The 13,393-nt window shown below is 54.0% G+C and carries 15 protein-coding genes and 1 pseudogene; 6 read left to right on the top strand and 10 right to left on the bottom strand.

Annotated elements, in window-relative coordinates:
- Positions 1 to 298: 298 nt before the first annotated feature.
- Complete coding sequence (locus tag CLV74_RS06385) at positions 299 to 532, bottom strand: helix-turn-helix domain-containing protein (protein ID WP_106263398.1); 234 nt, start codon at positions 530 to 532, stop codon at positions 299 to 301.
- A 72-nt stretch (positions 533 to 604) separates the two neighbouring features.
- Here CLV74_RS06385 and CLV74_RS06380 point away from each other — a divergent pair, with 72 nt between their 5' ends.
- The gene (locus tag CLV74_RS06380; protein WP_106263397.1) at positions 605 to 1,027 is read left to right on the top strand and encodes a hypothetical protein; all 423 of its coding nucleotides are present in this window, start codon (positions 605 to 607) and stop codon (positions 1,025 to 1,027) included.
- Positions 1,028 to 1,056: 29 nt separating this feature from the next.
- Here CLV74_RS06380 and CLV74_RS06375 read toward each other — a convergent pair whose 3' ends face one another.
- The 3 genes and pseudogenes from CLV74_RS06375 to CLV74_RS06365 all read right to left on the bottom strand — a co-directional run.
- Positions 1,057 to 2,451 carry a relaxase/mobilization nuclease domain-containing protein gene (locus CLV74_RS06375; protein ID WP_106263396.1) on the bottom strand — a complete coding sequence of 465 codons (1,395 nt, stop codon included), beginning with the start codon at positions 2,449 to 2,451 and terminating at the stop codon, positions 1,057 to 1,059.
- Positions 2,438 to 2,800, bottom strand: coding sequence for a plasmid mobilization protein (locus CLV74_RS06370; protein ID WP_106263395.1), 363 nt, complete (start codon positions 2,798 to 2,800; stop codon positions 2,438 to 2,440). Before CLV74_RS06370 ends, CLV74_RS06375 begins: the two co-directional genes overlap by 14 nt.
- Before the next feature lie 494 nt (positions 2,801 to 3,294).
- A pseudogene (locus CLV74_RS06365) lies at positions 3,295 to 3,462 on the bottom strand (transposase); the annotation flags it as partial.
- Positions 3,463 to 3,780: 318 nt separating this feature from the next.
- Here CLV74_RS06365 and CLV74_RS06360 point away from each other — a divergent pair.
- From CLV74_RS06360 to CLV74_RS06355, 3 genes are read left to right on the top strand one after another with little or no spacing between them, the layout of a single operon-like run.
- A complete protein-coding gene (locus CLV74_RS06360; RefSeq protein WP_106263393.1) occupies positions 3,781 to 4,371 on the top strand; it encodes a GTP cyclohydrolase II in 591 nt (196 codons plus the stop codon).
- Between the two features lie 5 nt (positions 4,372 to 4,376).
- The gene (locus tag CLV74_RS22550; RefSeq protein WP_146134907.1) at positions 4,377 to 4,946 is read left to right on the top strand and encodes a nucleoside/nucleotide kinase family protein; all 570 of its coding nucleotides are present in this window, start codon (positions 4,377 to 4,379) and stop codon (positions 4,944 to 4,946) included.
- Positions 4,927 to 5,748 (top strand): dCTP deaminase domain-containing protein, encoded by an 822-nt coding sequence (locus CLV74_RS06355; RefSeq protein ID WP_170107994.1) that lies wholly within the window; start codon positions 4,927 to 4,929, stop codon positions 5,746 to 5,748. The genes CLV74_RS22550 and CLV74_RS06355 overlap by 20 nt, the downstream gene beginning before the upstream one ends.
- Here the strand turns inward: CLV74_RS06355 and CLV74_RS06350 are convergent.
- The 4 genes from CLV74_RS06350 to CLV74_RS06335 all read right to left on the bottom strand — a co-directional run bounded on the left by CLV74_RS06350 (position 5,737) and on the right by CLV74_RS06335 (position 9,448).
- Positions 5,737 to 6,453 carry a hypothetical protein gene (locus CLV74_RS06350; protein ID WP_106263391.1) on the bottom strand — a complete coding sequence of 239 codons (717 nt, stop codon included), beginning with the start codon at positions 6,451 to 6,453 and terminating at the stop codon, positions 5,737 to 5,739. The genes CLV74_RS06355 and CLV74_RS06350 overlap by 12 nt on opposite strands.
- A 664-nt stretch (positions 6,454 to 7,117) precedes the next feature.
- The gene (locus CLV74_RS06345) at positions 7,118 to 8,242 is read right to left on the bottom strand and encodes a CaiB/BaiF CoA transferase family protein (protein ID WP_106263390.1); all 1,125 of its coding nucleotides are present in this window, start codon (positions 8,240 to 8,242) and stop codon (positions 7,118 to 7,120) included.
- The gene (locus CLV74_RS06340) at positions 8,239 to 8,928 is read right to left on the bottom strand and encodes a DsbA family protein (protein ID WP_106263389.1); all 690 of its coding nucleotides are present in this window, start codon (positions 8,926 to 8,928) and stop codon (positions 8,239 to 8,241) included. Before CLV74_RS06340 ends, CLV74_RS06345 begins: the two co-directional genes overlap by 4 nt.
- Before the next feature lie 7 nt (positions 8,929 to 8,935).
- Positions 8,936 to 9,448, bottom strand: a complete 513-nt coding sequence (locus CLV74_RS06335) for a DUF721 domain-containing protein (protein ID WP_106263388.1) — start codon at positions 9,446 to 9,448, stop codon at positions 8,936 to 8,938.
- A 103-nt stretch (positions 9,449 to 9,551) separates the two neighbouring features.
- On the opposite strand from CLV74_RS06335, the gene mutY reads away from it, so the two are divergent.
- The gene (gene mutY / locus CLV74_RS06330) at positions 9,552 to 10,628 is read left to right on the top strand and encodes an A/G-specific adenine glycosylase (protein ID WP_106263387.1); all 1,077 of its coding nucleotides are present in this window, start codon (positions 9,552 to 9,554) and stop codon (positions 10,626 to 10,628) included.
- 46 nt (positions 10,629 to 10,674) lie between these two features.
- The gene (locus CLV74_RS06325; RefSeq protein ID WP_106263386.1) at positions 10,675 to 11,808 is read left to right on the top strand and encodes an alkane 1-monooxygenase; all 1,134 of its coding nucleotides are present in this window, start codon (positions 10,675 to 10,677) and stop codon (positions 11,806 to 11,808) included.
- Here CLV74_RS06325 and CLV74_RS06320 read toward each other — a convergent pair.
- Together CLV74_RS06320 and CLV74_RS06315 are read right to left on the bottom strand one after the other, a co-directional pair.
- Positions 11,805 to 12,134 carry a potassium channel family protein gene (locus CLV74_RS06320; RefSeq protein WP_106263385.1) on the bottom strand — a complete coding sequence of 110 codons (330 nt, stop codon included), beginning with the start codon at positions 12,132 to 12,134 and terminating at the stop codon, positions 11,805 to 11,807. The genes CLV74_RS06325 and CLV74_RS06320 overlap by 4 nt on opposite strands.
- A gap of 109 nt (positions 12,135 to 12,243) precedes the next feature.
- The gene (locus CLV74_RS06315) at positions 12,244 to 13,359 is read right to left on the bottom strand and encodes a site-specific DNA-methyltransferase (protein ID WP_106263384.1); all 1,116 of its coding nucleotides are present in this window, start codon (positions 13,357 to 13,359) and stop codon (positions 12,244 to 12,246) included.
- Positions 13,360 to 13,393 lie beyond the last annotated feature (34 nt).

Here is a 13,393-nt window from a genome sequence, read left to right as displayed (position 1 = left end):
CATGTGGACGTTGCTAGGGGCTCGTGTGCCCGACGATAGATCGGGCACGGAGGCTCCATCTGGCGTAAGGGAGGACCTCAACATCCTAAGGACTGCTTCTCTGCTGCGAGAACCGCCGTTCGTTCAAGACGCAGCGAATGACGGCTCCCCGCCCATGGTGCTATTCGCTGCGGATGCAAATGGGAATTCTCAAAGAAGCACAGTACGAGCCGTTTTTCCTACACAAACTTTTTTTTGTGTAGGAAAGGCGCGCGTGGCCCTTTTGCTTGAAACCGCCCGCTTCGGCAAGCGCCGTTCTTCAGTCCAGATACCGCTGCAGCAGGCTAAAAGGCTCATCACACAGTTCCTTCGCCCACGCGCAAAACTCCAGCACGTCCAGTCGGCGTTCACAGAGTTCGACCTTCGCCACATAGGAGGGCGGCTTCCCCAATATAGCGGCCAGTTGTGCCTGCGAGAGGCCTTTGGCTTTGCGCGCTTCGACCAGAGATTTGATCAGGTCACGATGCGCCTGTGTGTGAAGGGTGCCAGCCATAGTGGGGTCCGTAAGGTATCGACACACCCTCCTACGCTCGATAATCATTACTCCCAAAACAGGAGTGATTCGATGTATGACCCTAACGCGACCTTTGCCGCAGATACCCGCCTTTGCTTGCCTGGTGGCTTTGCCCTCTTCATGCTGCGATGCCGTGGCACCGCGCCCCGAGAGGATATTGAGAACTTGCTGGCGCTTGGCCTTATCGTCCCTACTCCAGCTGGTCTTGCGCTAACCCAGAAAGGCCGAGACCTGACAGATCCCCACCCGATTGGGATGAACGATGGCAACCTTTTGACGATGTCCTGCATCCTGAGCATGCAAGGCATCGGACCCCTGGATGTCATGGTCAACCGTGCGGAGACCATCATCACGCCAGAGAGCTTTTTACCTAACTCCTATGTCTGCAAGTTCCAAAGTCGGCTTGCAGAACTCTCGCAACACGGCCTGGACTTGTACCGAAGCGGGAAAAAATCTGCATTGCGAACGGAATAGGCTGCGAACTCTGACCTAGCGAGATGCGATTATAGTGGAATTGGCGGTTCCGGATCATCTGAAGCCCCACTGACGCCTTTGCGCACGCGATCACTGCAGTCTTGTGGGTGGTCCGGTTCGGCTGAAGGTGTCGCGCCCACGCTAGAGCGCGATTTCAGGAAACTCTTGCTGATCGCCTTACCAGCGCGGAGTTTCTGGCGGACATTTTCCAATCCTGCCAATATTTGCTGTAGTACCCATAGAGGGCGCGTGACAACTTGAACCCGTCTTTCAAAGCCATTGAGGAATTCAGCCAAGCCGATGGGCTGCGGTTCGTCATCTGAAGAATGCCCTATGCTGTCAGGCTTACCGGTGCGTCGCTGCGGGATCTGCGATATGAGTTGACTTACTGTTTCTCCAGTCGCTTCCCCAAAGCCCGCATCAGGCGATCCTGCTTTTGCATCCGGTCCAGCAGAAGCACATTCTGCGCTCTTTGCTCCTCCAGCAAATTCATTATCGGCTCCAATGCTCTGCCAATCTCGTGGGGCAGCGCATGTATCGCCTGAAGCACTTCTTGCTGCACCGCCGCGTTCGTCTCCAGCTGCATCGCTAAAGGCGCGTTCAAGGCTGCGCTCTTTTGCTTCGCTGAGTTTCTGAAAGTCTCGGTCTTTGACATAGGCAAATCCTCTCTTCTCTAAGTTCTTCAATGAAAAGCCCCGTCCAAGCGCGGACGCGGATAAAACATTCCCATCTAGGCCAAAAGCAAAGCCTGAGAGCCTGCCCGTGGTCGGGGAAACGTTCGGGCGCACGTCAACGCCACAGGCTTCCAGGGCGTCTACAAAATCGCTTGCGGTGATGGGCTTGGCGGTCAGATCCGAAAGCAACTTCTGCAGCTGAGCCTTAGACGAGATTTCGCCCTTCGCAGCCATTTCCAACTCGCCCGATTTCGGAGCTGTAATGTGGTCTGCTTTGCGGTCTGCATTGAGCAAGTGCGATGGCTCCACTGGGATCAATTCGAACATTTGCTCAACTTCTCGGACTAATGCTTCGCTGCGGCGGTAGTCATGGCTGTCCGAAACGACGGATCCATCCAGCCTGATACGGCTGGCTGCGATGTGAATATGGTCACCGTGGCAAACAGTCAGGTAAGCTTGGAACCCCATCTCCTTGGCCCAGTGGTCCCCAATAGCGGACCACTCGTCTTCAGAAAGTTCTCGGTCCTGCGCGGGCAGAGAGATCGACATGTGCACGATGTTCTTGGTGACGGAGGGGCGCAATTTTCTCAGGGTAGCGAATTGGCGCTTTGCGGACACGCCATCAAAGCCAAGTGTGCCTCCGACGATTGCAACCTTAGGGCGGTCTCGTCCTTGGTTGTCGGTGGCGCCAAGGAGATAGTCGACAAGCCCGTTGGGATTAGCTCCTTTGATGAGTTTACCTATCGCCATGCTCGCCTCCGATCAGGCGCTCTCGGACCTCTTTGAGGTTTCCCGACAGGCGGACAAGCGCACGGGCAAAGTCTTCATGGTGAGGAAAGCGTCCGAGGTTTGCGTGGTGGGTAAGCTGATTTAGATTGGCAGCGGTCCGGGCCAATTGCTCCCAAGCCAGCTGATTGATCTCGGGGATCGGTCGAACCTCTCCTTTTCCAAGAAGACGACGGCGAGCGAAGTCCGAAAGCTGCGCACCTGCTGCCTTGTCTCGTAGCCAAGCCAGTTCGGTTTCGGTGAGCCTGATATTTAGATACCTGCTTCGCGTTTCTGCTGCCTTTGGCCTGCCGCCTTTCTTCGTTCGTCCCATGATCGCCTCGTGTAAATGCAAGGCTGCACCGAACACCTAAAGAAGCCGAAGAACGTAGCCCGCATCAGGCAGTTAGGACTCGAATATTAAGCGAACGTTTACACTTTGCTTGAGCGGCAAATGTCACGGGGCGATGCGGTATATGGCGACAGATCAACAGGTTCAAAGCAAGCTGACAAAAGGGAGTGCAAGCGAAGCGCGCACTCCCGCCCCGGCGTGAGCGAAGCGAATGAAGGCGAGAGTTTTTGTGTCACAAAAACATGGCTCGCTCAGCAAATATACTAAATCCTGAGCGCAGTGAGTTCTCTGAAACTTGCGAGAGGCAATCTCTGAACACTATCGCGAACAGGGTTATAGTTGCCTATCATTCTCGGGCTACGATCGCGTCCCATCGGATGGTGTAGCTTCGGGTGGCAATAAAGTTACTTGGTAAAGTCGGGTTGCGAGAGTTGATTAGCCGCCTGTGCGAAGATATTTATGACCGTTCGATGCCTTTCTGCCTTCTTGACCCACTCATTCAGCGTATGCGCCGAACAGCCGATCTTTACGGAGATAGACATAATCGCCTGCCAGCGGGAACTCTGCTGGCCCTGGTTATCCAGGACCAACCGCACCGAGCGTTCGCGGACTTCAGGAGAATATTTGTTTGTTGTCTTGCTCATTGTGGCTTCATCCTACTCAGGAGTTGAAGCCTCCGGCAAACCCGGTGCGGCTCAATGAACAGTAGCTCGGATACGCAGATGTAAGCTTTAGTAGACTTAGACTTCATAGAAATGCGCGCAAGACCAGATATTCCACCAAAATGATTAATCCGGAATATTTCCATCGGGTAAACAGTTTCCCAAATCCCTCTCGATTGAGAATCATATCCATTTCTACGTCTGAACATCAAAATGTAAGAATTTCTTAATGAATAATTAAATTGACAAATTGACAAATTGACTTTTTGCTACTCAAGTGTCAATTTGAAGGGAAATTTTATGCAACAATTAATTTCAAAGCTTGGAGAAATGCCGTTGAGAACAGATTATGGTGAGGTCACCTTCTCTGCTTGGTATGACGGCAAATCCGAGGTATACTCGGTTCATACAGGTCTTCCCAAAGGTGATGAACCTTTGCCAGTGCGGCTCCATTCTTCATGTGTGACCGCACATTATTTCCAATCTCGTGATTGCGATTGCCGTGAACAATTTGACATGGCATTGAAGAGAATTTGTGAAGATGGAATCGGAATGATAATTGTTCTAGACCACCAGGCAAAAGACAACGGCATAATGGCGACGCTGGCGGAAAACAATTTACCTGGCGGCAAGAGAAACTCCTCTGATGCATTTGAGGCGCTTGGTTTCCCAAGGGATAATAGAAGCTACTTTTCGGGTGCCCTGATTTTGAAAAAACTTGGTGTGCGAAAGGTCGATTTGATTAGCAATAATAAGAAGAAGTTGGCAGCACTTGTTGAAAACGGAATCGAAGTTGTCAAAAGGAGCAGCGTTGTAGTTGACATGGAGGTGCGACCGGACCTAAGGGCGCATCTAGAAGGTAAAAAAGAGTCTGAAGGTCACGAAATTTAAAAGTAATGTTGACCTTTTTTCTTGGCCCAAGCGGCGTCGGCAAGTCGACTGTTATGAAAAAATTGATTAACAACCATGGTTGGCGGAAGATACCAGTCTATACGACTCGGCCTGCGAGGGCTAACGATGATAAGGTTTCCATTACGCCCGACGACTTTCTGCGACGAGCGGACTTGGGGCATTTTTTTAGATATTCAAAGATGTTCGGCGAGTTTTATGGCAACGACAAAGCTTCGATACTCGACGCAATGTCTTATTCATCAAGCCAGCACTGGTGCCTTGATATGAAGGATAGTGAACTAAAGTACTATCCATACCCGAATATCTTAAAAATCATTATATTGCCGGAGACTTTTGAGCAGCTATCAATACAAGTACGGGCAGATAATCGCAGTGATTTTTCTCGAGATCTACGGGAAGAACTGCGATCATACCAAGAGATGTGTGTGACAGACGCTAAAAGCGACCAGCATATTGTAATTAACACTCATGGCGATGTAGAAGAAACAGTTGCGCAATCTTTAAATGCCGCGAAGTTTTTTTTTGAGAACAAAGATGAACGCTCTAAGTGCTGAAGACCTGAAAAGAGAGAACGGGAAGACATTTTTAGTGCACCCGGTGTGCTCTGAAAATTTTACTCCACTTGGATATGATTTGCGCGTCGGAAAAGCATTCATTCTCTCCCAATCCACCTCACCTCAAGAGATTTCTTACACAGTGCTCGCGGAAAGAGATGGCGAGAAATTTTTCTGCTTTCCGCCGAATTCGACCATTATTATTGTGACAAAAGAGAGGGTTTGGCTGTCAGGGTTTTTAATGGGTGCCATCCATGCCCGTGGTTCACTCGCTTTGAGGGGCATAATGATTAACTCAACTACGGTTGACCCTAATTGGGATGGGCACATGCTAATGCGCGTGCACAATACAAGCCAGAAAGTTGAGGAGCTTTCAGAGAATGAAGCTTTTTGCACACTAGTGCTGCATCGCCTCACTTCCTATACAAAAGGCAAGCCAAAATCTGACCCTAGGAGCGCAGTCAACAAACTTGACGACATTTACGGCACCACTGTTGCTCCTGAATTGTATAAAGAATTACAGCAACCGAATTCAAAAAAAGATTTTGAGGCCACTTCAGAAAGAATTAACAAAGCAAATTTAGAAATCACGAGATCCTGGAAGTGGAACTTTTTCTTTCGCACTTGCCTGCTGATTTTTTCAGCTTTCGCAATTTTTGCTATTACATTTTCTGTGGATATGAGCTTCCTCATCAGCTTATTCAACGCGAATATCAGAAACACCATTGCCTCGGCTCTTTTACTTCTTTTTCTACTCCCGGCTTTATATTTTTCAGCCAAATTATTTATCTCAAAGCAATAAAAATCCAGATGCAGACGCCACGGATATTGACTGTATAATTATTATCACAATAATAATAGCCAATCCTACAGAGTAGAGAATAATTGCGTACAAGCATGCCATGCCATTTTTACGCGATAGCTGATCATACTCATCGATGAATTCTTCAATTAGGCTTTCGACTTCCTGCCTGTTGCTTGGATTTGCCGCAAAACTTGCCTCCTTTTCTTGTGCTAACTTCCCCATTACAAAATCACTCTTGGAGTAGATCTTAAGAACCTGAGGAGCAAAAGTTTGATAAATGAGCTGCCCGCAAACGATAGATAATGAAGCAAAAAATCCGAGTGCAAGAGTGAGCGGAAACTCCGAATTCATTGCTCCAAATGAGGACTGAACGACCTGAATTTGCTGAGATAGCTCACCTAAGGCGCCACTTGCACATGCCTCAGTATCGCCTTGGAGAGGTGCATTCTGCGACTGCAAAACTAAGGAAGATACTGCACTAAGGTCTTGGTCAATTTTCTTCCAGTGAAATACGAAAATATGCCGAAATTCTTCCCACAGTGTAGCTAAAATTGGAACAATTGCTAATGTGAGGTAAGAGGCTTTGGAAAGCAACTGAGCTTCCGCGAGCGTGCGCACACTAGTCCAGCTGAGAAAATTTTCCCTAGAATTCCCCGCGCCCTTCAATACACCATTTAGGATTCCGAACGGAATTTTACCCATGATGACCTCCCAAAAGACTTCTGAAAAAAATCGTTACATCTGAATATTATTTAATGTCAAAGTTCACTGCTATGAGACAGATTGGGTCTTGCGGAGTGGCCTGCTTTCGCTGCAAGCCCATCTATGCACGCGTATTGCTCTGCCCCCAATCGGTAAGCATTAAAGATCCAATCTATATCGAAACCCCATCACTTCTTATGCTGACTGCGTTAACGCCTATTCACTGCAAGAAAGCAGTGCGAATTTTAAGTACCCCGTCCGAGAAGATCGAAATTTCGGAAATCATAATTAGAAATCAAGTATATTATAAAATCTGTGAGGTCTTAAGCTTAAAGCTCATAACTGTGATGTCCCGAACATTCAAGGCTTATGCGACAATGCTGAACTTAACCTCAGTGAGGAAATAGCGTACGCTTACTACTCAAATTTCTGAAACAAGTTTAGGAATGAAACCGTCGCGCCACCGGATGCGGAATGCACTTTTCCGGGTCAATTCACCTCGGTTCGATGATGCCCAGATGCATTGGGTAGAACTCGCTTCTCCCAATGTGGTTATAAGCGTAGGTTTTTAAGGGTGTATTTTCGAATCGCCTTATTTCCATGATAATCTGCGTATTGACATACCCCCGCCGGAGGCATCCGCCCGCCGCCAGAGGTCCTGCGATCAGTCGTTGGCCTCGCCATTCCCCAAACGCGGTGCAGACCGATTCAGGGAAAGAGAGGCTCCGGAAAACCGGATCGGTGTGCGTATACCCGCAATCCCGTCAGGCTCAATACGCAAGCCGCGAGCGATCACCTGCGGATCGGCGAAAACCTCGGCCATATCGTTGATCGGCCCCGCCGGAACGCCCTGCGCCTCACAGGCGGCAAGCATCTCGGCTTTGGTAAAGCGGGTCATCGCACCGGACAGGATTTCAACCAAGGCCGCGCGGTTCTCGATCCGCGCCGGATTGGAGGCGAAACGCGCGTCCGAGGCCAGACCACCCAAGCCCAGAATCTCGCAGAACCGGCCGAACTGGCTGTCGTTGCCCACGGCGATGATCACAAAGCCATCACCACACTGGAACACCTGATAGGGCACCAGATTGGGGTGGGTATTGCCCACGCGGCCCGGTGGCGTGCCTGTGGCCAGATAGTTCATCGCCTGATTGGCCATCACGCCAACCGCAACATCCAACAGCGCCATGTCGATCTGCTGTCCTTCGCCGGTCCGGTCCCGCTGATAAAGCGCCGCCAGAATCGCGTTTGAGGCATAAAGACCGGTGAAAATATCCGCCACAGCAACGCCCGCCCGCATGGGCTGGCCTTCGGCCTCGCCTGTGATGGACATGAGGCCCGACATACCTTGAATGATGTAGTCATAGCCCGCCCGCGCCGCATAAGGGCCGTCCTGCCCGAAACCGGTGATCGAGCAATAGACCAGACGCGGGTTCACCTTGCGCAGGCTGTCGTAATCCAGACCGTATTTCGCCAGCCCGCCAACCTTGAAGTTCTCGATCACCACATCGGCGTTTTGCACCAGATCGCGGACCTTTTCCTGCCCCTCGGGCGTGCGGAAATCCGCGATGACCGAGGTCTTGCCCCGATTGCAGCTATGAAAATAGGCGGCCGTGCGGTCGCCTTCACGCTCGATGAACGGAGGCCCCCAGCGGCGGGTGTCGTCCCCTTCGGGACTTTCGACCTTGATGACCTCGGCCCCAAGATCGGACAGCAACTGACCGGCCCAAGGGCCGGCCAGAATACGGGCCAGTTCAATGACCTTTACACCGGCAAGCGGTGCGGCGCTCATTTCGCTTCGGCCAGCTTTTTGTCCAGAACGGCGGCAAAGTCGGTATAGCTCATGTTGCTGTACTTCTCGCCGTTGATGATAAAGCTCGGGGTGCCGGTGATGTCATGCACCGCGTCGTTGGCCTGATACCAGTCAACCAGAGCCTGCGCGGAGGTCGCATCCTGAAGGCAGGCGTCCAGCTGCGCGTCTTCCAGACCGGCGATCTTGCCGTATTTCTTCAGCATATCGACCATCTCGGCCGCGCCGCCAGCTTTCGCCCATTCGGACTGGTTCTCGAAGATCAGGTCCGAAATGCCAAAGTAACGCATCTCGCCGCCGCAACGGGCCACCATCGAAGCCCACAGGCCGGGGCGGTCAAAGTACACTTCGCGGAAGATGAACTTTACCTTGCCTTCATCGATGTAGTTTTTCTTGATCTCGGGCAGCGGGCCATCGTGGAAATTCTTGCAGTGCGGGCAGGTGAAAGAGGCGTATTCGATCACTTCGACCGGCGCATCGGCCTGACCCATCATCATATCGACGATCGCGGGGGCCTCGGTCGCGGCATCAGTGGCAGCATCTGCCTCTTGCGCCATAGCAGGAGCGGGCAGCAGCGATGAGGTCGCCTCGGGTGCGCTGGTCATCCAGTATGCGCCGCCAAGGGTCGCCGCGGTCACGAAAGCGGTGGCCAGAAGTTTGCGTGTCATTGAAGCCTCATGTCTTTGTACTTGTCTTTGTGTAAACATTCCGCGCCAGCCGTTCCAGTGCAGCGCGCAATTCGGGGCTGCCCACGTCCTCGGCCAGTTCACTGGCACGGGCGCGGATTTCGGGGGTTTCGGCCGGTTTGGATTTGCGCGGCGCATGCAGGAACTGCGCCTGCCCTTCGGCAAACCCTGTGGGCGCCGTCTGGGTGATATGGACCCGTGCAATCGCGTTATAGCCGTAACAGGCATTCACGCGGGTTCGGATCACATCCTTTTGCATCTCAAGCATCGGGGCCTGCGCGCCCGTGGTCAGCAAGGTCAGTGTGCCCCCCATCCCGCCGCGCCCGTAGCCGATCTTGATCGGCTGCGCGACGGAAGCGATGTCCTGCCCCACCACTTCGGCCCAATGGGTCAACAGCTTGGCCACGGCAAAGCCGCGCTTTTCCCCAGCCTCTCGGATCTGGGTATTCAGCAGCTTGGACGTGCGGGCAAAGCCGCGAGTGGAAGAGTATCGCTTGGTCATCAGCGTAGGTCTTGACGGGTTGGCTCTTGCATCTGTTTCTCTAGCGCTATTCTAGTGACCCGCGCCCCCAAGGCCAGAGGCCGTTTCACACCAAGGATAAAGAATGCGTGACGAATCCGACGTATCCCTGCCCACGGCTGAAACATTGCTGGACTGGTATGACCGGCATGCCCGCACCATGCCATGGCGCGTGCCCCCCGCACAGCGCAAAAATGGAGTGATGCCAGACCCCTATCGCGTCTGGATGTCCGAGGTCATGTTGCAGCAGACCACCGTGGCCGCCGTGCGCGATTACTTCAACAAATTCACCGCCCGCTGGCCCCGTGTCACCGATCTGGCCGCTGCCGAAGATGCCGATGTCATGGCCGCTTGGGCGGGGCTGGGATACTATGCCCGCGCCCGTAACCTCTTGAAATGCGCCCGCGCCGTGGCGAATGACCACGGCGGCATCTTTCCCCAGACCTATGCCGAGTTGATCAAACTGCCCGGCATCGGCCCCTACACCGCCGCCGCCGTCGCCAGCATCGCCTTTGATGAGGCCGCAACTGTCGTCGATGGCAACGTGGAACGGGTGATGTCCCGCATCTTCAACGTGCAAAATCCGCTGCCCGATTCGAAATCTGAACTAACGGAACTGGCCGCAACCCTGACACCTACGGATCGACCAGGTGACTATGCGCAGGCAGTGATGGATCTGGGCGCCACGATCTGCACACCGCGCAATCCGGCCTGCGGCCTGTGCCCGTGGCGCGACAACTGCCGCGCCCGCCTTTTCGGCACTCCCGCAGAGCTGCCCCACAAAAAACCCAAGAAGGCTAAACCGAAACGTCGCGGCATCGCCTATATCACCCGCCGCGTCGATGGTGCCTATCTGCTGGAAACCCGTCCCGAAAGCGGCCTTTTGGGCGGTATGCTGGGTTGGCCCGGTAGCGAATGGGCCGAGACCGACCCTCTGCCCGCGCCCCCGATCCGCGCAGAATGGAAGACCTTGAACGAAGAGGCCAAGCACACCTTCACCCATTTTCATCTAAGCCTCACGGTCCTGACCGCGCTGGTCCCGATGGAACGGCAACCCGAACGGGGAGAGTTTGTGGCCGAAGAGGACTTTGACCCTTCGAATTTACCCACCGTTATGCGGAAGGCATTTGATCTGACATCAGGAAAATCTCGTAAATCCTGATACAAACTGCGACAGTTGTTATGATTGTCGCTCAAGGAGCTTACGAATGATTGCCCCCGCCCAAGTCGCAAAAATCCAACGCGCTCTGCCCTTCTGGTTGTCGTTGGTGCTGATCCCGCTGGCTTGGTTCTGCGCAGTGCAGGGGGGATGGGCGGTGCTGCTGGTTCCGCTAATCGCGTGGTATCTGTTCAGCTTTCTGGATGCGCTGGCGGGGCTGAACAAGGAAAACGCCGATCTATCCACGTCCGAGGATGACCTGTTCTGGTATCGGGCCATCACGATCATCTGGCCCCCTGTGCAGTTCCTGACCGTCTTTGGCCTGATCTACTATGCCACCCACACCGAGCACCTCAGCACAGCTGCCATGATCGGCCTCTTCTTTGGCGTCGGGGTGATCACCGGCACCATCGGCATCAACTACAGCCATGAATTGATGCACCAGAAGAACAACAAGGAACGCTGGCTGGGGGATATCCTGCTGGCGATGGTGCTGTATTCCCACTTCCGCAGCGAACACCTGCGCGTGCACCACCTATATGTGGGCACGCCCAAAGACCCCGTGACCGCGCGTTATAACGAAGGCTTTCACCGGTTCTTCCCGCGGGTGCTGCGGCAATCGCTGGTCTCTTCGTTCAATGCGGAAAAGGCCATGCTGGCCCGCCGCAGCCTGCCGTGGCACCACCGCAGTAATCCGTTCTGGCGCTATTGGGCGCTGCAAGGGATCATGATCGCCTGTGCCCTGATTGCTGGCGGCTGGATCGGTCTGGCCCTGTTCGTCTGGCAAGCCTTTGTGGCGATCTGGCAGCTAGAGGTGGTGAACTACGTGGAACACTACGGCCTGACCCGCGAATATCTGGGCGACGGCAAGTATGAGCACGTCAAACCCCACCACAGCTGGAACGCCGCGCATACCGGCACCAACTGGCTGTTGATCAACCTGCAACGCCACTCGGACCACCATTACAAGCCGGACCGGCGCTTTCCGCTACTTCAGAACTATTCCGAAGATGAGGCCCCGCAACTGCCCCACGGCTATCCCTTGATGAGCCTTGGCGCGATGGTGCCGTCCTACTGGCGGCGGGTGATGAACCCCAAGGTGCGGGAATGGCGGCAGCAGTATTATCCGCATATCGAGGACTGGCAGCCCTATAACAAAGGGCAGAACCCGATGCCCCGTTAACGGTGCTCGCGGATGTACTTGATGACGTCTTCGGCGAATGCGCCCACGGCGAGGAAGAAAAATCCTGCGCCCACAAAGATATAGCCCGACGTGAACAGCTTGCCGCCAACGGTGACAGGCGTCATGTCGCCGTATCCGACGGTCGAAATCGTGATGACTGAGAAATAAAGCGCGTCCGTGAAATCCCACCCTTCAAGGTGGACGTAGATAACAGACGACAAAGACACCAGTAGCAGATTGACCGAGAACAGGGCCAATACCAGCTGGTGTGTAAAGGCTTCGTAGATCGCCCGAAGCAAGCGGATGTAGGCGTTGATCAACTGCATTGATTGGCCCGAAAAAGCGCCCCGCCGTCATTGCTGAACTCAGCGGGGCGTAGTTGTGACCGCGCATGACGGGCGCGGTCGCAGGCAACTGGGGTTGCTTGTGTTGGTATTAGTTTGTGCGGCCTTCCATTTCGGCGCGGATCTGCTGGCGCAGCACGTCGATCGAGATGATCTGACCGTCCCGCTTGAAGTGCCAATAGGTCCAACCGTTGCAGCTGGGGGCGCCTTCATAGTGGGCACCTACCTGATGGATCGAGCCCTTGAAGTCCTTGCCAACCAGCGTGCCGTCTGCCCGCACGATTGCCTTGAAGCGGTTCCCCGCCGAATACAGCTCGTCTCCGGGCTGCAACATGCCGCGCTCGACCAGCTGGCCGAAGGGCACACGGGGTGCCGCGCGCTTGGAGGTGCTGACCTCCAATGCCGATTTGTCGAACGGCGAGATCTGCGCAATACGCTCTTCGGCGTATTTGCGGTAGGAATCTTCACGCTCGATGCCGACAAAATCACGACCCAGCATCTTGGCGACTGCGCCAGTGGTGCCGGTGCCAAAGAAGGGGTCCAGAACCACGTCGCCCGGATTGGTGCTGCCGACGATCACGCGGTGCAGCAGGCTTTGGGGTTTTTGGGTCGGATGGGCTTTGTTGCCCTCTTCGTCTTTCAGACGCTCGTGTCCGGTGCAAATGGGCAGAACCCAGTCGCTGCGCATCTGCACGCCTTCGTTCAGAGACTTCAGCGCCTCATAGTTGAAAGTGTACTTGGCGCCTTCGGATTTCGAGGCCCAGATCATGGTCTCATGGGCGTTGGTCAGACGCTTGCCGCGAAAGTTCGGCATCGGGTTGGTCTTGCGCCACACCACGTCGTTCAGAATCCAGTAACCGGTGTTCTGAAGGGCCGCGCCAACGCGGAAGATGTTGTGGTAGCTGCCGATCACCCAGATCGCCCCATCGGGCTTTAGCAGACGGCGGGCCGCAGCCAGCCAGTCACGGGTGAATTCGTCATACGCCTGAAAGCTGTCGAACTGGTCCCAGTGATCGTCAACCGCGTCCACCTTGCTATTGTCGGGACGGTTCAGGTCGCCACGCAATTGCAAATTGTAAGGGGGGTCTGCGAATATCAGATCGACACTGTTCTCGGGAAGTGAGTTCATCACTTCGATACAGTCGCCAGCCAATATGGAATTACGCGGGAGGACGCACTGCGCCTCCTGTTTGGATTTCTTCGTCATGTTTCACTGCCTCTAAAACCGGCGCTTTTGCGCT

Origin of the sequence: Donghicola tyrosinivorans, from assembly GCF_003003355.1 — a bacterium.
Lineage (GTDB): Bacteria > Pseudomonadota > Alphaproteobacteria > Rhodobacterales > Rhodobacteraceae > Donghicola > Donghicola tyrosinivorans.
The sequence above is the reverse complement of the archived record's forward strand: the minus strand, read 5'-3'. Positions and strand labels throughout refer to the sequence as shown.

Coding starts and splice junctions, on each gene's coding strand:
- CLV74_RS06345 (WP_106263390.1), bottom strand. CDS start 8,242: ATGAGCGCCGCACCGCTTGCCGGTGTAAAGGTCATTGAACTGGCCCGT.
- mutY (WP_106263387.1), top strand. CDS start 9,552: ATGCGTGACGAATCCGACGTATCCCTGCCCACGGCTGAAACATTGCTG.
- CLV74_RS06360 (WP_106263393.1), top strand. CDS start 3,781: ATGCAACAATTAATTTCAAAGCTTGGAGAAATGCCGTTGAGAACAGAT.
- CLV74_RS06350 (WP_106263391.1), bottom strand. CDS start 6,453: ATGGGTAAAATTCCGTTCGGAATCCTAAATGGTGTATTGAAGGGCGCG.
- CLV74_RS06370 (WP_106263395.1), bottom strand. CDS start 2,800: ATGGGACGAACGAAGAAAGGCGGCAGGCCAAAGGCAGCAGAAACGCGA.
- CLV74_RS06380 (WP_106263397.1), top strand. CDS start 605: ATGTATGACCCTAACGCGACCTTTGCCGCAGATACCCGCCTTTGCTTG.
- CLV74_RS22550 (WP_146134907.1), top strand. CDS start 4,377: ATGTTGACCTTTTTTCTTGGCCCAAGCGGCGTCGGCAAGTCGACTGTT.
- CLV74_RS06315 (WP_106263384.1), bottom strand. CDS start 13,359: ATGACGAAGAAATCCAAACAGGAGGCGCAGTGCGTCCTCCCGCGTAAT.
- CLV74_RS06320 (WP_106263385.1), bottom strand. CDS start 12,134: ATGCAGTTGATCAACGCCTACATCCGCTTGCTTCGGGCGATCTACGAA.
- CLV74_RS06385 (WP_106263398.1), bottom strand. CDS start 532: ATGGCTGGCACCCTTCACACACAGGCGCATCGTGACCTGATCAAATCT.
- CLV74_RS06375 (WP_106263396.1), bottom strand. CDS start 2,451: ATGGCGATAGGTAAACTCATCAAAGGAGCTAATCCCAACGGGCTTGTC.
- CLV74_RS06335 (WP_106263388.1), bottom strand. CDS start 9,448: ATGACCAAGCGATACTCTTCCACTCGCGGCTTTGCCCGCACGTCCAAG.
- CLV74_RS06340 (WP_106263389.1), bottom strand. CDS start 8,928: ATGACACGCAAACTTCTGGCCACCGCTTTCGTGACCGCGGCGACCCTT.
- CLV74_RS06325 (WP_106263386.1), top strand. CDS start 10,675: ATGATTGCCCCCGCCCAAGTCGCAAAAATCCAACGCGCTCTGCCCTTC.
- CLV74_RS06355 (WP_170107994.1), top strand. CDS start 4,927: ATGAACGCTCTAAGTGCTGAAGACCTGAAAAGAGAGAACGGGAAGACA.